General features: G+C 69.5%; 12 protein-coding genes. 5 read left to right on the top strand and 7 right to left on the bottom strand.

The window, feature by feature from the left end; all coding sequences use genetic code 11:
- Window positions 1-15 precede the first annotated feature (15 nt).
- Both BJ992_RS13765 and BJ992_RS13760 read left to right on the top strand, forming a co-directional pair.
- Window positions 16-900 carry an AAA family ATPase gene (locus BJ992_RS13765; protein WP_343072648.1) on the top strand — a complete coding sequence of 295 codons (885 nt, stop codon included), beginning with the start codon at window positions 16-18 and terminating at the stop codon, window positions 898-900.
- Window positions 901-919: 19 nt separating this feature from the next.
- Entirely contained in the window at window positions 920-2,293 is a 1,374-nt protein-coding gene (locus BJ992_RS13760) for a VWA domain-containing protein (protein ID WP_184980999.1), read from the top strand.
- Window positions 2,294-2,394: 101 nt separating this feature from the next.
- Here the strand turns inward: BJ992_RS13760 and BJ992_RS13755 are convergent, their stop codons facing one another.
- From BJ992_RS13755 to BJ992_RS34265, 7 genes are all read right to left on the bottom strand, one after another.
- The gene (locus BJ992_RS13755) at window positions 2,395-5,922 is read right to left on the bottom strand and encodes a ThuA domain-containing protein (RefSeq protein WP_184980997.1); all 3,528 of its coding nucleotides are present in this window, start codon (window positions 5,920-5,922) and stop codon (window positions 2,395-2,397) included.
- Between the two features lie 48 nt (window positions 5,923-5,970).
- On the bottom strand, window positions 5,971-6,837 hold the full coding sequence (locus BJ992_RS13750) for a sugar phosphate isomerase/epimerase family protein (RefSeq protein WP_343072647.1): 867 nt from the start codon (window positions 6,835-6,837) through the stop codon (window positions 5,971-5,973).
- On the bottom strand, window positions 6,819-8,039 hold the full coding sequence (locus BJ992_RS13745) for a substrate-binding domain-containing protein (protein ID WP_184980995.1): 1,221 nt from the start codon (window positions 8,037-8,039) through the stop codon (window positions 6,819-6,821). The genes BJ992_RS13750 and BJ992_RS13745 overlap by 19 nt, the downstream gene beginning before the upstream one ends.
- Window positions 8,040-8,053: 14 nt before the next feature.
- On the bottom strand, window positions 8,054-8,986 hold the full coding sequence (locus BJ992_RS13740; RefSeq protein WP_184980993.1) for an ABC transporter permease: 933 nt from the start codon (window positions 8,984-8,986) through the stop codon (window positions 8,054-8,056).
- Window positions 8,983-9,978, bottom strand: a complete 996-nt coding sequence (locus tag BJ992_RS13735; RefSeq protein WP_184980991.1) for an ABC transporter permease — start codon at window positions 9,976-9,978, stop codon at window positions 8,983-8,985. The genes BJ992_RS13740 and BJ992_RS13735 overlap by 4 nt, the downstream gene beginning before the upstream one ends.
- Window positions 9,975-11,399 carry a sugar ABC transporter ATP-binding protein gene (locus BJ992_RS13730; RefSeq protein ID WP_221475429.1) on the bottom strand — a complete coding sequence of 475 codons (1,425 nt, stop codon included), beginning with the start codon at window positions 11,397-11,399 and terminating at the stop codon, window positions 9,975-9,977. Before BJ992_RS13730 ends, BJ992_RS13735 begins: the two co-directional genes overlap by 4 nt.
- A gap of 618 nt (window positions 11,400-12,017) precedes the next feature.
- Window positions 12,018-14,432: a lectin gene (locus BJ992_RS34265; RefSeq protein ID WP_343072646.1), complete on the bottom strand. Its 2,415-nt coding sequence runs from the start codon at window positions 14,430-14,432 to the stop codon at window positions 12,018-12,020.
- Window positions 14,433-14,840: 408 nt separating this feature from the next.
- Here BJ992_RS34265 and BJ992_RS13720 point away from each other — a divergent pair, with 408 nt between their 5' ends.
- From BJ992_RS13720 to BJ992_RS13710, 3 genes are all read left to right on the top strand, one after another.
- On the top strand, window positions 14,841-15,581 hold the full coding sequence (locus BJ992_RS13720; protein WP_221474802.1) for an FCD domain-containing protein: 741 nt from the start codon (window positions 14,841-14,843) through the stop codon (window positions 15,579-15,581).
- A 401-nt stretch (window positions 15,582-15,982) separates the two neighbouring features.
- Window positions 15,983-17,527: an arabinofuranosidase catalytic domain-containing protein gene (locus BJ992_RS13715; RefSeq protein WP_184980986.1), complete on the top strand. Its 1,545-nt coding sequence runs from the start codon at window positions 15,983-15,985 to the stop codon at window positions 17,525-17,527.
- 533 nt (window positions 17,528-18,060) lie between these two features.
- A complete protein-coding gene (locus BJ992_RS13710; protein WP_184980984.1) occupies window positions 18,061-19,434 on the top strand; it encodes a lectin in 1,374 nt (457 codons plus the stop codon).
- Window positions 19,435-19,454: the final 20 nt, after the last annotated feature.

Here is a 19,454-nt window from a genome sequence, read left to right as displayed (position 1 = left end):
AGAAGGTGGCCACTGGTGGTAGAGACGCATGCGACGAGCCGCTTCGAGTCCGCGGCGGAGGTCTCCCGGCGGCTGCGGGACACCGGATACCTCGCGGACCAGAAGATCTCGGGCACCGTGTTCCTCGCCGAGCGGCTCGGCAAGCCGATCCTGGTGGAGGGCCCCGCCGGCACCGGCAAGACCGAGCTGGCCAAGTCGGTCGCGCGCGCGACCGGTGCGCGCCTCATCAGGCTCCAGTGCTACCAGGGGCTGGACGAGGCCAAGGCGCTGTACGAATGGGACTACCGCAAGCAACTGCTGCGGATCCAGGCGTCGCGGGACGGCGCCGGCTGGGACGACCTGGAGAACGACATCTTCAGCGAGGGGTTCCTGCTCACCCGGCCGCTGCTCGAGGCCATCCGCGCCGAGGACCCGGTGGTGCTGCTCATCGACGAGGTCGACCGGCTCGACGTCGAGACCGAGGCGCTGCTGCTCGAAGTGCTCTCCGACTTCCAGGTTTCCATCCCCGAGCTCGGCACCGTCGCCGCGCGCGGCACGCCGCAGGTGTTCCTGACCTCCAACGACTCGCGTGAGCTGTCGGAGGCGCTGAAGCGGCGCTGCCTGTACCTGCACATCGACTACCCGGCGGTGGAGCGTGAGCGGGACATCGTCCTCGCGCGGGTCCCCGGGATCGGCGAGGAGCTCGCGACGGGGGTCGCCGAGGTGGTCCGCTCGCTGCGCGCGCTCGACCTGAAGAAGCGGCCGTCGGTCTCCGAGACCCTGGACTGGGCCCGCACGCTGGTCCTGCTCGGCGCGACCTCGGCCGGCGCCGAGTCGGTCGGCGCGCACCTGCACGTCCTGCTCAAGCACCAGCCGGACATCGTGCTGGCCGCGCGCGAGCTCGGGGTGATCCCGGCATGACGAGCCTCACGGTGGGACCGTGCTGACGGCCGTCGAAGGCCTGGTCAGGGAGCTGCGGACGATCGGTGTGCCGGTGTCGGTGTCGGAGCAGATCGACGCCGTCCGCGCGCTGCGCCACGTGGCGCTCGCCGAGCGCGGCGAGGTCAAGTCCGCGCTGCGCGCCACACTGGTCAAGAAGCACGAGCACGAGCACGCCTTCGAGACCGTGTTCGACCTGTTCTTCGCGCCGCCGGCGCCGGACGCCGAGGACGCCGGCCCCGTGAGCCCGCCGCCGCGCCTCGCCGACCTCGACGACGACGCGATGCGGCAGGTGCTGATCGAGGCGCTGCGTGCGCAGGACATGACGACCGTACGGTTCGGCGCGGGTGTCCTCGTCGACCGGCACGCGCGCATCGTCCCCGGCCAGCCGGTCGCCGGCACCTATTACCTGTTCCGCACGATGCGGGCCCTCGACCAGGACGCCGTCCTCGCGGGCCTGCTGCCGGAGGAGGACACGGCTGAGGACCAGGCGCACGACGAGCTCGGCCGGCGGATCGCCGCGGAGCGGGCCGAGGAGCTGCTCGACCGGCTGAGAGCGGAGGTGGAGGCGCAGATCCGCCTACGGCTGGTCGCCGACCGCGGCGCCGGCGCGGTGGCCCGCACGCTGCGCACCCCCCTGCCGGACGACGTGGACTTCCTCACCGCGGGCCGGGGGGAACTGGAGGCGGTGCGCGCCACCGTACGGCCGCTCGCGCGCAAACTGGCGAGCCGCCTGGCCCGCAGACGCGAGCACAACCGGCGCGGCGCGCTGGACTTCCGCAGGACGGTGCGGCGGTCGATGTCGACCGGCGGCGTCCCCGCCGAGCCGGTGTTCCGGCGTCCGCACGTGTCCAAGCCCCAGTTGCTCGTCGTGGCCGACATCTCCGGTTCGGTGTCGTCGTTCGCCACGTTCACCCTGCAGCTCGTCGACGCGCTGCGCTCGGAGTTCGCCGCGGTGCGCAGCTTCGTCTTCGTCGACGGCGTCGACGAGGTCACCGAGGTGTTCAGCCGCACGTCCCACATCGCCGACGCGGCGGCCGAGATCAACGCCGCCGCGGCAGGCGTCTGGCTCGACGGCCGCTCCGACTACGGCAACACCTTCCAGACCTTCTGGAACCGCTGGGGTGCCGGGCTCACCCCGAGCAGCACCGTGCTGGTCCTCGGCGACGCGCGCACCAATTACCACGCGCCGCGTGCTGAGTCCCTGCGGCTCATCCACCAGCGGGCCGGCCACGTGTACTGGCTCAACCCCGAGCCCCGTGCGGCCTGGGACAGCGGCGACTCGGTGATGAGCGCCTACGCGCGGCACTGCGACGGCGTCTACGAGTGCCGCAACGTCCGGCAGCTCAAGACCTTCATCGACAAACTCGACTGAACACGGCCGGGTCGTCGAAGGCTCCGGAAGGACCGCCGCCCCGGAGCCGGTCCGCGGGAGCATGCGGGCCGGCCCCGGGGCGGGGCGTCATGTCCGGATCGTCAGATCCGGGTCCACTTCTGGTTGTTGCCGCCGTTGCAGGTCCAGATGCGGGCCGTGGTGCCGTTGGCGGTGGCACCCACGTCCAGGCACTTGTTCGCGCCGACGGCGGTGATGCTGCCGTCGGAGTTCAGGCGCCACTTCTGGTTGTTCTGGCCGTTGCAGTCCCAGATGATCACCGCGGTGCCGTCGGCCGTGCCCGCGCCGTTCACGTCGAGACACTTGTTGCCGTAGACCCGCAGTTCGGTGGCCGCCGTCGACGTCCACTTCTGGTTGTTGCCGGAGTTGCAGTCCCAGATGATCACCGCGGCGCCGTTGTTCTGCGACGCGCCGTTCACATCGAGACACCGGTTGGACGCCACACCGCGCAGCTGGCTCGTGCCACCCGGCGTCGGGGTCGGCGTGGGAGTCGGCGTCGGGGTCGGCGTCGGGGTCGGGGTCGGGGTGGGGTTGCCACCGGTGGCGACGCCTCGGCCGTTGAAGGTGATGGAGTCGAGGTCGTAGGCGTTCGCCGTCGGAGCCTTGAACACCACGTACAGGTTGCGCGTGCCGCCGGGGTTGGTGACCGTCGCCGCCGGCAGGGACACGTAGTTGTTCCATCCGCCGGTCGACGGCACGGAACTGGACGCGATCAGCGTGCCGGTCGGCGAGTCGGCCCGCAGCTCGATGGAACCTCCGGTGGCGGAGGCCGACGAGACGCGGAACGACACCGAGTCGATCCCCGTCAGGTTGACCGGCGTGAAGGAGAGCCAGTCGTTGTTGGAGATGTCGCCGACACGCCGGCCGCCTTCGGCGCCGGTCTCGTCCACGACCCGGATCCCGGAGGAGCCGGTGTAGTGCTCGGCCTGCTTGTGCTTGGGCTGCAGCGTGATGCCGGTGTCACCCTGCAGGCCGCTGCGGTCGGTGTAGTCGGCGAGCAGTGCGTAGTAGACGTTGGAGCCCTCGTCGTGTCCCGAGAGGGTGGTGGCCAGCGTCCCCGTGCACCCGGTGTACTTGCCGGTGTCGTGCGCGTGGGTGTCGTGACCGAGAGCGGTGGTCACGTTGACCTTGGAGCAGTCGATCGTGCCGTCCTCGGGGTCGGTGACGTTCACGGTGTAGGCCACCGAGTCACCGAAGTTGATGAACCCGCCGTCCGGCGGCGACTGGAAGGTCACCTTCGGCCGGCTGTTGCCGACGACGACGCTCAACGTGATGCTGCCGGTCTTTCCGGTCGAGTCCCGCACCGTCAGCCTGACGGTGTAGGTGCCGTTGGTGGTGTAGGTCTTCGACGGGTTCGCCGACGTGGACGACGTGCCGTCGCCGAAGTCCCACGAGTAGGTGATGGCGTCACCGTCGGGGTCGGACGAACCGGCCGACGAGAACGCCACCGTGAGCGGCGCGCTCCCCGAGTCGGGGCTGGCGCTCGCCTTGGCGACGGGTGCGCGGTTACCGGCGACGTAGTCGATGCGGTAGATGCTGTCGTCGGTGTTGGAGTGGCCGAAGCCGTTGCCCCAGTCGGCCATGTACAGCGCGCCGTCCGGGCCGAACTTCATGTCGATCGGCGCGTGCGGAGCGATCGGCGCCACGAACGGGTTGATCTTCAGCAGGTTGCCGCTGGAGTCGAGGCGGAGCTCCTTGACGAAGTTCCTGCTCCACTCGTAGAGGAACGGGTTGCCGCTGTAGTACTCGGGGAACTTGCGGTCGGAGGTGCTGGCCGCGTCGTAGCGGTAGAACGGGCCACCCATCGGGCCGGCGCCGCCACAGCAGTTGATCTCGGGGAACTCCGCCGACTGGTGGTAGTTGTACCAGATGGTCGCGGGCACCGCCGCCGGAAGGGTGGTGAGGCCGGTGTTGTTCGGTGAGTTGTTCACCGCCGCCGAGCAGTTGAACTTCGACCCCGACTGGTTGGTGGCGAAGTTGAAGTCGTTGAACGGGATGTTGTTGCCGACGCAGTACGGCCAGCCGTAGAAGCCGGGCTGCTTGATGAGGTTCCACTCCACGGTGCCCTCGGGGCCGCGGCTGCTGTTGGCGCTGCCGGCGTCGGGGCCGTAGTCACCCACCGAGATCCAGCCGGTGACCTTGTCCACCGAGAAGCGGAACGGGTTGCGGAAGCCCATCGCGTAGATCTCCGGCCGCGTCTTCGCGGTACCCGGCGCGAACATGTTGCCGGACGGGATGGTGTAGGTGCCGTCCGACTCCGGGTGGATGCGCAGGATCTTGCCGCGCAGGTCGTTGGTGTTGGCCGCGGACCGCTGCGCGTCGTAGTGCTCACGGCCCGACCGCTCGTCGATCGGCGCGTAGCCGCTCGACCCGTTGGGGTTGGTGTCGTCACCGGGGCCGATGTACAGGTTGCCGTTCGGGCCGAACGCCAGGTAGCCGCCGGTGTGGCCGGGCTCGTCGACGTTGCGGTACGCCGGGACCTCGATGATCTTCTTCTCGCTGGACAGGTCCAGTGTGGAGCCGTTGAACGTGAACCGCGAGACACGGTTGACCTCACCGCCGTTGGACGGCGAGTAGTTGAGGTAGATCCAGCCGTTGGTGGAGAAGTTCGGATCGAGCGCGATGCCGATGCCGCCGTCCTCGCCGCCGTCGTACACCGACAGGGTGCCGATGACGCGGGTGCCGCCGCCGACGGGGATCATGTTGACCTTGCCGGAGCGGGAGATGTAGAAGACCCTGCCGTCCGCGGCGACGTCGAGCTCCATCGGCTGGTCAGGTGAGCCGTCGAGCGTGACGCGCTGGTAGCGGGCCTGGATGGTGCCGCCGCACTCGCCGGCCGCCGCACCCGCGGCCCACTGCACGCCGCCGAGCAGGTGCTGCTTGAACAGCGCCTCGGAGTACGACGACGCGTTGTGGCCCATCGCGGTGGCCCACACGCGGGCCCCCTCGGGGTTGTGGCACCACGAGATCGGGTGGTCGACACCCATCTTGCTGCCGCCGGCGTCGTAGGTGGTCTCGTCGGCGGTCACCAGCACGTGCACCGAGCCGCGCATGTTCTTGTCGAAGTTGTACCACTCCTCGGTCCGCGTCCACCGGTCAGGCAGGCCACGGGTGGAGGGGTGCACCTTGTCGGCCACCTTGGCGGTGCCCTGCACGGTGGCCGAGTGCGCGGTCATGTGCGCGCCGGCCAGCACGACCTGGTCCCACCAGGGGAACGAGGACTCGATGTTCATGTCGGTGGCGTTGTGGATCGCGACGACGCCGCGGCCGCTGCGCACGTACGACTGGAACGCCTGACGCTGCGCGTCGTTGTCCCACACCATGCCGCTGGTCTGGAACATGATGACCGCGTCGTAGGTGTTCATCGCCGAGGACGTGAACACCGAGGAGTCCTCGCTGCGGTCGAGCGTGAAGTTGTTGTCCGTCGCCATCTGCTGGAACATCGCGATACCGGCGGCGATGGAGTCGTGCCGGTAGGCACCACTCGCGGTCTTGCTGAACAGCAGCACCTTGAAGGCCGGGGCCGCCGCGTTCGCCAGTGGTGGCGCCGCGGAGACGAGCAGCCCTGTCAAGGCCGCTACCAAGGCGAGGAGCAAACGTGGTCTTCGCATGGAGGGTTCTCCTGGGGACGGGGGGAGTTGGCGATGAGCCGGCTCGGCTCAGGACGGGCGGGCGGTCACGTCTTCTAGGGTTCTGAGAAACGCGAGTCCTTCCGTTGCGAGCGCGTCCTGGCTCGCGGCGAGGGGACGCCAGATGGACGCCGCGGTGGCGATGGTCTTGTTGTCGGCGGTGAAGGACTCGATGACGAGCGGGCCGCGGTAGTCCACGTCGCGTACGGCGGCGGCGAAGCCGGGCCAGTCGAAGTGGTCGCTGCCCGGTGCGCCGCGGTCGGTGCCGCACACCTGGATGTGCGCGATCCGGTCCCCCGCCAGCCGGACGGCCGCCAGGGGGTCCTTCTCCTCGATGTTCATGTGGTAGGTGTCGAGCGCGAGCCCGCATTCCTCCGGGAGCGCTTCGAGTGCCTGCTCGACGGTGTTGATGACGCTGGTCTCGTAGCGGTTGAGCGGTTCGACCCCGATCCGGACGCCGCGCTCGGCGGCGTACTCCAGCACGGGTTTCAGGCCGGCCCCGAGTTCGGCGTACACCGCGCGCCGCTCGCCGGGGCTCAGGCGCCAGGTCCGGCCGACCGAGGAGTACGCGGGGCCGCAGACCGCCGGCGCGCCGACGGTCACCGCGACGTCCACGCAGTGCCGCAGGTAGTCCTGGGTCTCCTGGACCACCGGCGGCGAGGCGCCGACGAGCTCGCGGCCCGGCGGCATGGTGAGCACCACCGACGCGCCGAGCCCGAGCTCGCGCAGCAGGGCCGCCGCCTTGGCGGGGTCCCAGTCACCGGGCCGCTCGATCGGCAGCTCGATCACGTCGAACCCCCAGCCGGCGATCCGCGGCGCGAGGCGGGCCAGGGTCCCGTCGGTGAGCGGCGAGACCCAGACCCAGGTGTTGACGCCGATCACGACGTGCCGCCCCACTTCTCCGGGTAGCCCGGCATGTCCTCGCACCCGCACAGCGCGTAGTGCAGCGGCGGCATGCCCGGCTTGAGGTAGGTGGGGAGGTTCTCCTGGGTGATCGTCGGCTGCGGGAGGTTCCAGACCTTCGGCACCTGCTCCCCCTTGAGGATCTTGAGTGCGGCGATGATCGGGGTGCGCCACTGGTACGTCGGATAGGTGGGGGCGATCGCGGTGAGTTTGGCGTCGCTCCACTTCTTCAGGAAGTCCTGCTGGTCCTCGCCGTTGATCGGCGGCACGGGCTGGCCCGCGTCCTCGAACGCCTCGACGGCCGCGACGGCGGTCGCGCCGGCGTCCATCCAGACGCCGTCGATCTTGCCGTGGCGCTGGATGTAGTCGCTGACGATGCTCTTGGTCTTGGCGGCGTCGCCGTCGGTGAACTCCACGCCGACCACGTCGAGGCCGCTCTGGTCGAAGGCGACCTTCGCCGCCGACCACCGGGTCTCCAGCACGTCCACACCCGGCAGGATGCGCAGCGCGAGGATCTTGCCGCCGGACGGCACCTTCTGGATGAGGAACTCGGCCGCCTCGGCGCCGAAGGCGTAGCCGCCGATCGGCTTGATGAAGGTGACGGGGCAGTCGGTCTGCACACCGCGGTCGAACACGATGACCGGCACCTTGGGACAGGCACCCGCCACCGCGGGGGTGAGCGTCGCGGTGGTGTTCGGCGAGACGATCAGGACGTCACAGTTCTTGCCCTGCAGCTCGGCGATGTCGGAGATCTGCTTGTCGTCCTTGCCCTCGGCGTCCAGGGCCGTGAGGCGCGCGATCTCCTTGTGCAGGCCGGCCTCGGCCTGCATGGTCTTCCAGCCGACCTGCCGCCAGGGGTTGTCGACCGCGGCGTTGGAGAAGCACAGGTTGTACGGCCCGTCCTTCTTGTACTTGGCGGTGTCGACCATCTGCGCGTCGATGGTCTGCTCCCACGGCTTGCCCTCCGGGCCCTCCGGCTGTGCCTTGCGCATGGCCATCTGCGCGTCGTAGTCGGCCTGCACGAAGAACTTCGACTGCTCCCCCGTGCCCTTGTCCTTGGCCGCGCCGGCGTCGGACGGCGCGGCGGCGGAGGACGAGGCGGACGGCGAGGGCTTGTCGCTGGTGCAGGCGGCCGCCGACAACGTCAGCGCCGACAGCGCGGCGACGGCGAGGACCCGCCGCGGATATGCACGCATGCTTCTTCCTTTTCTCACGAAACGGCCGCGGCTCTGCGGCGCGGGAGGTTCAGGGCCCCCAGCGCCACCGCGGCGATGATGATCACTCCCTGCACGGCGGGTTCCAGCGCCCCCGAGACGCCGTAGAGGTTGAGAAGGGTGAACAACGCCTCCAGGGTGAGGGCACCCGCCATCGCGGCGACCACGGAGCCGCGGCCGCCCCCGAGCACCACGCCGCCGAGCACGACGGCGGTGATGGCCTGGAACTCCAGTCCCTGGCCGACCTGTGCCGACACCCCTGCGAAGCCACCGAGCAGGATCGCGGCGACCGCCGCGGACAGCCCGGAGATCATGAACGCCGCCGTGCGCACACGCGCGACGCGGACACCCGACAGCGCCGCGGCCCTGTCGTTGTCGCCGGTCGCGATCAGCGTGTGACCGAAACGGGAGCGCATCGCGTACACGGCCGCCGCCGCCACCGCGAGAAGAATCAGAACCGACCACGGCACCGGGCCGAGGCTTCCCCGGCCGAGCGCGCGGAACTCCTCCGACAGGGCTCCACGAGGAGCGCCACCCGTCCACAGGAAGATCGCGCCGGACAGGATCAGCAGCGTCCCGAGGGTCGTGATGAACGACGGGACGCGCAGCAGCGTGGTGACGACCCCGTTGACCAGGCCGACGAGCACACCGACGACGATCAGCAGGCCGAGGACGGGCCAGGTCGCCTCCGCGGAGCCGTCGATGAGCCGGGCCGCGATCACCACCTCGGCGGTGACGAGGGAACCGACCGACAGGTCGAACTCGCCGGACACGATGACGAAGTACTGTCCCGCCGCGAGGATCACCAGTGGCGCGGCCCGCTTGACGAAGGCGAGGAAGGCCGGCGGTTCGAGGAAGTACGGGTTGACGAACGCGATCGCGGCCAGCAGCAGGGCCAGCACCACGAAGATCGGCAGCGAGCGTCTCATGACTTCCGCCTCGCGTAGATGGCCAGCGCCGCGACCAGGACCACGCCACGCACGACGTCCTTGGCGAAGGAGTTCACCTCGAGCTGGTTGAAGATGCTGTCGAGCACCGCGAGGACCAGCACACCGCCGACGGTCCCCGCGACCCCGCCGCGGCCGCCGGCCAGCGCGGTGCCGCCGAGCACGACCGCGGCGATCGACTCCAGGTCGTACCCGCCGTCGGTCCCCACCGTCGGCGCACCCGCGCCGAGCCGGGACGCGAGCAGCAGCCCGGCGATCCCGGCGCACAGCGAGCACAGCACGTGCGCGGCGACCACGACCCGTCCGGTGCGCACCCCCGACAGGCGCGCGACCTCGGCGTCCCCGCCGACCGCGTAGATGCGGTACCCGAGCCGGGTCCGGCCGAGCAGGATCGCCGCCGCCACGGCCACCGCCACGAGCAGCAGCGCCGACACCGGCACCGGCCCGATGCGGTCGTACCCGAGATGCTGGAAGGACTCCGGCACGCTGCCGGCCGGCCCGTCGTACATCTGGTCGAGCACCCCTCGGAGGATCAGCGCGACGCCGAGGGTGGCGATGAAGGCGTGCACCCGGAGCCGGGTGACGATCAGGCCGTTGACCAGGCCCGCGAGCGCGCTCACGGCGAGCACCGCGGCGATCGCGACCGGCACGTTCGCGCCGGAGCCCGCCATGATCTCGGCCGCCACCAGCGACGTCAGGCTGATCAGGTAGGCCACCGACAGGTCGAGGCTCCCGGCGAGGATCACCAGTGTCTGGCCGACCGCGACGATGCCGAGGGCCGCCGACCGCTGCTGGATGCCGACGATGTTCTCCTGGCTGAGGAACTGCACCCCGTCGAGGGAGAACAGCAGCCAGCCGAGCACGACGAGCAGGGCCAGGGCCACGTAGACCGGACGCGCGGGCCGGTCGGCGGACAGGCGCCGCCAGAACGTGTCCCCGGCCGGGACGGTCCTGAGTTTCAGTTGCTCGGTCATGACGCGGCCGCCAGGCGCATCACGGCCTCCTCGGTGGACCCGGGGGGCAGTTCCCCGGCGATGCGGCCGTCCCGCAGGACCACGACGCGGTCGCTCATGCCGATCAGCTCGGGAAGCTCGGAGGAGATCATCAAGATGGCCATGCCGTCGCGGGCCAGCTCGCGCATCAGGTCGTGGACGGCGGCCTTGGCGCCGACGTCGACACCCCGCGTGGGCTCGTCGAACAGCAGGACCCGCGGCGCGACGGTCATCCACTTGGCCAGCACGACCTTCTGCTGGTTGCCGCCGGACAGCAGCCGTACCTCCTGGGCCGGTCGCGGCGGCGAGAGCCGCACCCGTTCGAGCAGCTTCTCGATCGCGGGGGGACGCCGGCCGGTGGCGCGCGCGACGAGCAGCGCGTTGTCGCGCACCCGCTGGTTGAGCAGCAGTCCCTCCGCCTTGCGGTCCTCGGTGACGAGGCCGATCCCCGCGGCGATGCCCTGGCGTACCGAACGGGGACGGCGCGGCGTCATCGCGCCGGTGGTGAAGGGCTCGGCGCCGAACAGCGCCTTGGCCAGCTCGGTACGGCCCGAGCCCTGCAGGCCCGCCACGCCGACGATCTCCCCCGCGCGCAGCTCCAGGTCGATGTCGTGCAGCCTGGCGTTGCCGCCGCCGCGCACGCTCAGCAGCACCTCACCCGGCGGTTCCGCCGAGCGCGGCGGGTAGTAGGAGTCCAGTTCCCTGCCGACCATCAGGCGGACCAGGCCCGCGGTGTCCAGGCTCGACGCCGGCGCGGTGGTGACCCTGGCGCCGTCCTTGAGCACGGTGATCCAGTCGGCCAGTTCGAAGACCTCGGGGAGCCGGTGCGAGATGTACAGGACCGCGATGCCGCGCGCGGTCAGACGGCGCACCAGCGTGTACAGCAGCTCCACCTCGTGACCGGCGAGCGCGGCGGTCGGCTCGTCCATCACCACGATCCGCGCGTTCAGCGACAGCGCCTTGGCGATCTCGACGACCTGCTGCCGCGCGACGGAGAGGTTGCGCACGAGGTCGCGCGGCCCGAACGACTCCTCGCCGAGCGAGCTCAGCAGCTCGGCCGTCGCCGACTCCATGGCCTTCCTGTCGACCAGCCCCCGCCGGACGGGCTCCCTGCCGAGGAAGACGTTCTCCGCCACCGTGCGCTCCGGCAGCAGGGTGAGCTCCTGGTAGATGATCGACACCCCGGCCCGCCGCGCCTCGATGGGGTGCTTGAACGCGACGCTCTCGCCGTCGATCTCGATCGTTCCCTCGTCGGGGATGTGCACCCCGGCGAGGATCTTCATCAGCGTCGACTTCCCCGCGCCGTTCTCCCCCACCACCGCGTGGACCTCACCGGCCGCCACCTCGAGGTCGACACCGCCGAGGACCCGTACGCCGAGAAAGCTCTTGCCGATGCCGGCCATCTTCAGCACGCGGCCCACCCGGCGGGCCGGGCGGCCGGACCGGCCGCGAGGGTTCTCGGCGCCGAGGCGCGAGAAGAGTCATGCACGGGGCTCTCCTAACAAGGTGGTGCGGGGCCCCGCATGCGGTTCACCGGGCCGGTCGCCGGTGAGCACGCCGCCGCCACCGGACCGGCGGTCCGGTGCCCCCCAGCGGATGTCCCGTGGCGCGGCCGGGCCTGCGATATGACCCTGGTCGAATCGATTCGGGGACGAAAATAGGTCTACTCAACATCACTGTCAAGCATGCTTATCCAGTTGATCGAACACCCACACATCGGATACTTCCCGCGTCAACTTTTCGGTCTTCCGGGGAAATCCCAGTGTGCGCACGGTAGATCGTGGCGCACATCGTGCGCCGGTTCAATATCGAGGCGATTAGACCCGATGTTTCCCGAGGCCATCGCCTGATGAGGCTGAAACTTTCATGAGTGTCCGGACCCGCGGACGGCCAGCTCCTGCTCGGGCCGTCGTCGATGGGCCGCGACCGCATGAGCACCGCCGCCGTCCCGCGGCGGCCACCGCGAGCCGCCTTGCCCCGGGACGGGGATCCCGTCCCGGGGCAAGGCGGTGAAGGTGCCGTCAGACGCGGGTCCACTTCTGGTTGCTGCCGCCGTGGCAGGTCCAGATGTGGACCTTGGAGCCGTTGGCGGTGCCGTTGCCGGAGACGTCCAGGCACTTGTTCGCGCCGACGGCGGTGATGCTGCCGTCGGAGTTGAAGCGCCACTTCTGGTTGTTCTGGCCGTTGCAGTCCCAGATGATGACGGAGCTGCCGTCGGCGGTGCCGGCGCCGTTCACGTCGAGGCACCTGTTGTTGACGCGCAGCTCACCGGAGCTCGTGGCGGTGAAGCGCTGGTTGGCCTGGCCGTTGCAGTCCCAGATCTGCGCCGTCGCGCCGTTGCTCTGCGCCGAGCCGGTGATGTCCAGGCAGCGGCCCGAACCGACCCCCCGGATCGCGCTCGTGCCGTCCTGCGGCGACGACGGCGTGGCCGACGGGGAGGGAGAGGGTGTCGTGCCGTTCGGCCCGGCGGCCGCCATCACGGCCTGCGCACCCGACGGCCAGTTGCCGTTGCTCACCGTGGTGTTGTTGTTGACGACATTGCCGCGGTCGCCGTTGGTGACGTTGGTGCTGCCGTTGGTCGACCAGTTGCCGGTGACGGTCCAGTTCCCCATGTTCTCGCCGCCCCAGTAGTTGGCGGTGGCCCAGGTGCCGGTGCTGGAGAACACGTTGCCGGTGACCGAGTAGTACCGGGACCCCTCGTCGAAGTAGACGCCGTAGTACCCGTTGGTCCGCAGGCAGTAGTTGTTCCTGATCTGGCCGTTGGGGTTCGCCGACAGGGTGTAGATGCAGCCGCCGTCGTTCATCTGCTGCATGACGTCGTGGACGTAGTTGCCGACGAGCTGGTTGCCGGACGCGGTCGTCGCCGTGGTGTACCGCGGCTGGTAGTTGTACAGGCCACGGTTGGCGTAGTTGTTGTTGCCGCCGGCGTCGTTGGCACCCCAGCCGTACCCGATGGACATACCGGTGTAGGGCAGGTTGTAGACCTCGTTGTGCGACACGTCGGTGGTGGTGACGTACGTGGTGAGCACCGAGACGATGCCCCGGTACTCGATGCCGAGGTCGTGGATGCGGTTGTTGGTGACGTTGATGTTGCGGTTCACCATCCGCTGGTCGCCGGGGTGGTGCGCGTCGGCGCGCACGCCGCCGGCCACGATGCCTCCGGCCGAGTTGCGCGCGATCTCCGACCGGGTCACCGTGATGTTGCTCGCCCCGAGGCCCACGCCGCTGGCGTGCGCGTTGGCGTCGTTGCCGATGCCGATGGCCGTCTGGCCGAGGTTGGTGAACTGGGAGTCGGTGAAGGTGACGTTGTTGGCCGCCGACACCTGCACCGCGGCCGGCATCTGGTTCCAGTTGGGCCTCGTGGCCTCGAACTGCGTGCAGCCGTTGTGGCAGGTGGTGAAGCCCGGCCAGTTCCAGTTCCCCGTCATGTAGGAGCCGGTCTGCTGGTCGACGAAGCCCTGGTTGCCGCTCGGGCCGAGCCAGGTGGTGCCGGTGAAGGTGATCCCGCCGAACGTGATGTGGTGCGCCGGCGCGTCGTAGGTCCCGCCGAGGTTCACCAGCGACTGCAGCACCGGCAGCTCGACGGAGACATTGCTCATGTTCTGGCCGGAGAGCGGGATGTAGTTGAGCTGGCCGTTGGCGGTGTTGAGGTACCACTCACCCGGCGCGTCGAGGAACTCGTAGGCGTTGGCCAGGTACATCGGCCCGGCCCGGTGCGGCTGGGTGAAGGTGTCGTAGCCGAAGTTGTTGTTGTTCCACGCCGGCTGCTGCATCGTGATCATGCCGCCGCTGATGCTCTGCACGGGTGAGTACCGGTCGGTGAACGAGTTCACGCTCTCCATCTCGACCCGGTTCTGGTTCGCCAGGTTGTTCAGGTAGTTCAGCGCGCCGTTGGTGAACCGCATGCCGGTGCTGCTCGCGGTGAAGTCGGCCCGGTTGACCTGCGTGCGCGCGCGTGTCGCGATGGCGCCGTTGACGTAGAGCTGGCGTGTGTCGAGGCCGGTGCCGACGTTGGCACGCCAGATGTTCTTGCCGGAGTCGACCTGCGTCCAGCCGGTCACGGCCCGCGCGCCGCTGATGACGGGTCGCGCCCCGGCGGCGGCCTGCCACTTGACGGTGTAGCCGTTGTTGCCGGAGTCGGCGGCGGTGAACCGCAGCGGCGCCGACAGCCGGTACACCCCGTCGGCCAGCTCGACGACGATGTCCCCGGACATGGCGCCGTTCAGGGAACGCACCGCCGTCTGCGCGGAGGTCAGTGAGCACGGCTGCGCGGAGGTGCAGGCGGTGCCGGTCCCCGAGGGTGCGGCGTACAGGGTCGTGGTGGCGGCGAGTGCCGCGCCTGCCGGGACGGCGAGAGCGTACGCCGCGGCCAGCGCCGCGGCGAAAAGGCCGGTCAGGACCGGTCTCAGCGCCGTGACGGACGAGAATGAACGCACGGTGATTCCTTGGAGGGTAGGAGTGTGGTCAGGTCACGCCCCTCAGGCAGGTCGCCTTCGGTGAGGTGGAGCCCGCAGCCGGACAGGGACCGCCCCACTGCTCCGGCCGCGGAGGTTCCCGAAGGAGCTCGCCCTCTGAGACCTCGGTACCAATTACGTTCGGATCACCGGTACCCGTCAAGACCTTAAGCCCACTTATTTCGTGCTTCGCACATGCCGGTGCCGGCCGTCGTTAATCGCCACTCGTCGTCCACCAGCGGGAATGTCCGTCCCAACGCTGGAGTCGCGCGGGCCGCGCTCCGGTGAACCGTTCAGATGTGTCGTACTGATACGTCGCCGCAGGTCCATCTCGGGAAGACGGCCGCTGAGCGGTCATACTTGTGCAGGGGAACGGCAAGGAGGATGCACGTGACCGACACCTCACGCGAGAGCGGATACCGGCCCGGCTACGAGGTCGCCGCCGAGCAGGTACTGGAGTTGATCGTCCGGCTGCGCCTGCGTCCGGGTGACCGCATGCCGACCGAGAACGAGCTGGCCAGGCAGCTCGGCACCAGCCGCACCGTGGTGCGGGAGGCGGTGAAGATCCTCTCCGCGCTCGGCCGGGTGCGCGCGCAGAAGGGCCGCGGCCTGTACGTGGCCGACGACGAGGGGATGCTCGGCACCGGTCGCTGGGCCTCGTTCTTCCTGCCGACCGACCTGGACCACATCTACATGTTGTTCGAGTTCCGCCGGGCCCAGGAGATGGAGACCAGCCGGCTGGCCGCTCGGCGGGCCACCCCCGCCGAGCTGCGGGCCATCGAGGAGGCGGCCGGGGTGTGCCGGCACGGCTTCGAGTCCGGCCAGGAGGACCTGTTCAACTCCGGTGACGACACCTTCCACACCGCCATCGCCACGGCGTCGCACAACATGTTCCTGCAGATCGCGGTGCGCGAGGCCCGCAGGTTGCAGGCGCAGTCGAGCCTCATCGGCATGCGCGGGTCGGTCGGGGGACACGCCGCCAAGGCCGTGGAGGAGCACGACGCCATCTACCAGGCCATCCGCGCGGGTGAGCCGGAGGCCGCCGCGCAGGCCGCGGCGACGCACATCGACAACACCCTCGACGACTACCGCAGGGAGATCCAGCAGCTGCTCTTCTCCTCGTCCCCCTGAATCTCCGTCCGCGCGTGCGAACCGATTCGACTGCATCGGACGCGGCATGGCCCGCGTGGCGGGTGAACGTTTCATCGGCAGGAGTCCCGGCGGTCGTGGCGCGTCGCCGATGAGAGAGGCGGCCGGGGTCCCGCGGCGCTGAGCCGGCGATCGCGAATCTTGACACGTGGTCCGCCGTTCATATGTGCTTCGCCGTGAACCGCTGTCCTGCACCACATCGAGACCGCAGGCGAATCGATTCGCACCGATGGTGCCGACCGGCCGCGAAGCGGCTCTCGCGGTGGGAGGTGACCGCGGCGGCCGTCTCTGCGATGACGGCACCATCTCCGTCCCCGGCGAGGTGACCGCGGCCCCCAGACGAGGCCGTCTCCGCCTCGCTCTCCCTCCGAGGAGTACGAACAATGCAGCCTTCCTCCGTTCCACGACGGAGCCGTGCGGCGCGCGGGTGGCGCCGCCGGACGGCCGTCCTCGCGTCGATCGCCGCCGCGGCGGCGACCGTCCTCGCCACCGGCCTGACCTGGTCGGCGCCGGCCTCGGCCGCGACGACCCCGCTGGTCGGCGTCGCCTCAGGCCGGTGCCTGGACGTCAACGGGGCCTCCCAGGCCAACGGCGCGACGACACTGATCTGGACCTGCAACGGCCAGGCCAACCAGCAGTGGACGACGACGACCGCCAGTGAGCTGCGGGTCTACGGCAACAAGTGCCTCGACGTCAGCAACAACGCCACCGCCGACGGCAGCGCCGTGATCATCTGGGACTGCAACGGCCAGAACAACCAGAAGTGGCGCTTCAACTCCGACGGCAGCATCACCGCCGTCGGCGCGAACAAGTGCCTCGACGTCTCCGGCAACGGCACCGCCAACGGCTCCAGGGTGCAGATCTGGTCCTGCAACGGCCAGAACAACCAGAAGTGGACCACCGGCGGGACCCAGCCCAGCCCGACCCCCACGCCGACGGTGACGCCGTCCCCGCCGCCTCCCGGCTCGCGGCCGTGCGACATCTACGCCGCAGGCGGCACGGCGTGCGTGGCGGCGCACAGCACGACGCGCGCGCTCTACAACGCCTACAACGGCAACCTGTACCAGGTCAGGCGTTCCTCCGACAACACCACGAGGAACATCGCCGTCCTGACCGCGGGAGGTGTCGCCAACGCCGCGGCCCAGGACTCGTTCTGCGCCGGCACGACCTGTGTCATCACGGTCGTGTACGACCAGTCCGGACGCGGCAACGACCTGTGGTACCAGGGGTCCAGCGTGGTCCCGGGTTCCCCGCAGAGCAGGCCGGCGACCGCGACGACCGAGTCGCTGACCGTCGGCGGCAACAAGGCGTACTCGCTGTACATCAACCCCGGCAACAGCTACTGGCGGGACGGCCACCTGACCGGCGTCCCCACCGGCAGCGCGCCTGAGGGCATGTACATGGTGACGAGCGGCACCCACGTGAACAACGGCTGCTGCTTCGACTACGGCAACAGCGAGACCACGCGGAAGGCCGACGCCGCCGGCGCCATGGACGCCATCAACTTCAGCACCCAGTGCTGGTTCGGCGGCTGCCAGGGCTCGGGCCCATGGGTCCAGGCCGACCTGGAGTGGGGCCTGTTCCCCGGCGGCAGCCAGTCGTGGAACCCCAACCAGCGTGGCTTCCCCCACAAGTTCGTCACCGCGACGCTCAAGAACAACGGCACGTCGCGCTTCGCCATCAAGGGCAGCAACGCGCAGTCCGGCACCCTGTACACGCTGTACGACGGCGCGCTTCCCAACGGCTACAGCCCGATGAAGAAGCAGGGGGCCATCATCCTCGGCAGTGGCGGTGACTGCTGCAAGCCCGACGGCGGCGCGAACCTCAGCGCCGGCACCTTCTACGAAGGCGCCATGGTCGCCGGCTACCCGAGCGACGCCACCGAGAACGCCGTCCAGGCCGAGATCATCGCCGCCGGCTACCGCTGAGCCGGCCGTCCCGGGGGTCTCCTCGCGGCCGGTGATGTGTGAACGTAACTCGTATGACGTCTTACGTCAAGCGACCGGCACAGGAGTCCCCCGGCGGCCGATCACCGGTGTCGCGGGTGAAATTTTCATCCGCGGCACCGGCGGTCATCGCGGCACCTTCCCCAGGCCAGAGACGGGGAGCGGCGGAGCACGGCACAGGGACGGCCGGGACACCGGAACCGGCCGGCCTTGACAGGTCTCATGACAGTCATATTTGCTCCGCTGCACCTCGCACCGCCGCCTCCGCAGAAAGGAGACATCGATTCAGGCGGCACATAGTGAGCGCTAACACGCCATACTCCACCGTCCGGGAGAAACACGCGATCCAGCGTTGAAAAGGTCGTGAGAAAACCCCCCTCGCACCGGCCGGATATCAGGGAGATCCACAGCCCGGTAAACCGGCGGCGCGCGCGTCCCGTTCCTCGGAGAGCGTGGAGCTGAACGGCTATCTCGTCCCCGTGTTTCAGCATGCAAAGAGCAAAGGAATTCGCGTGATGTCGAGGCACAGACCCCTCCTCACCGCTCTCGCGACAACGGCGCTGCTCGTCCTCGCCATGGCGCCGTCGGCGCTTGGCAGCAGCACGGCACGGCCGGCCGCCAAGTCGGCCGCTCTCGCGCCGACCGCCGGATGCGGCAAGGCCCCGACGCTGAGAAGCGGCACGCAGTCGATCACGACCAGCGGGAAGAACCGCAGTTTCATCCTGCGGATCCCCGACAACTACAACAACAACACGCCGTACCGGTTGATCTTCGGATTCCACTGGAACGGCGGCACCATGAACGACGTCGACTCCGGCGGCACCAGCGGATACGTGTGGTCCTACTACGGGACCAGAGCGATATCCAACAACAGCGCCATTTTCGTCGCGCCGCAGGGCTTCAACAACGGCTGGGCCAACTCCGGCGGCGAGGACATCACGTTCGTCGACGACATGATCCGGCGGATCGAGGCGGACCTCTGCGTCGACACCGCGCAGCGTTTCGCCATGGGCTTCAGCTACGGCGGCGGCATGAGCTACTCACTCGCCTGCTCCAGGGCCTCGGTCTTCCGCGCGGTGGCGGTCTACTCCGGCGGCCAGCTGAGCGGCTGCAGCGGCGGCAACGACCCGATCGCGTACATCGGCCTGCACGGCCTGCGGGACCCGGTGCTCAACATCTCCACCGGCCGGTCGCTGCGTGACCGGTTCGTCAGGAACAACGGCTGCACCGCGCAGAACCCGCCGGAGCCCGCGTCCGGCAGCCTGTCGCACGTCGTCACCTACTACTCGGGCTGCCGCGCCGGTTACCCGGTCGCGTGGGCCGCGTTCGACCAGGGACACACGCCGAACCCCGTGGACGGCAGGCCCGGCGACTTCGAGCCCGGCGAGAACTCCTGGACCAGGCAGGTCGTGTGGAACTTCTTCACGCAGTTCGGCGGCTCCAACCCCACCCCGACCGCGACCCCGACGGCCACCCCCACGGTGACCCCCACCGGCAACCCGCCGTCGACGAGCGCGCTCCGGGGCACCGGCTCGGGCCGCTGCCTGGACATCACCGGCAACGCGCAGAGCAACGGCGCGACGGCGCAGATCTGGGACTGCAACGGCGGTAACAACCAGCGCTTCACCGCCACCAGCTCCGGTGAGCTGCGCGTCAACAACAGGTGCCTCGACGTGAACGGCGCCGGCACCGCCGACGGCAGCTCCGTCATCATCTGGGACTGCAACGGCCAGAACAACCAGAAGTGGCGCTTCAACTCCGACGGCAGCATCACCGCCGTCGGCGCGAACAAGTGCCTCGACGTCAGCGGAGCCGCCACGGCCAACGGCTCCAAGGTGCACATCTGGAGCTGCAACGGCGGCAACAACCAGAAGTGGACCCGCGTCTGACGACGCCGCCGTGGAACACA

Origin of the sequence: Sphaerisporangium rubeum (assembly GCF_014207705.1) — a bacterium.
GTDB classification, from domain to species: Bacteria; Actinomycetota; Actinomycetes; order Streptosporangiales; family Streptosporangiaceae; genus Sphaerisporangium; species Sphaerisporangium rubeum.
The sequence above is the reverse complement of the archived record's forward strand: the minus strand, read 5'-3'. Positions and strand labels throughout refer to the sequence as shown.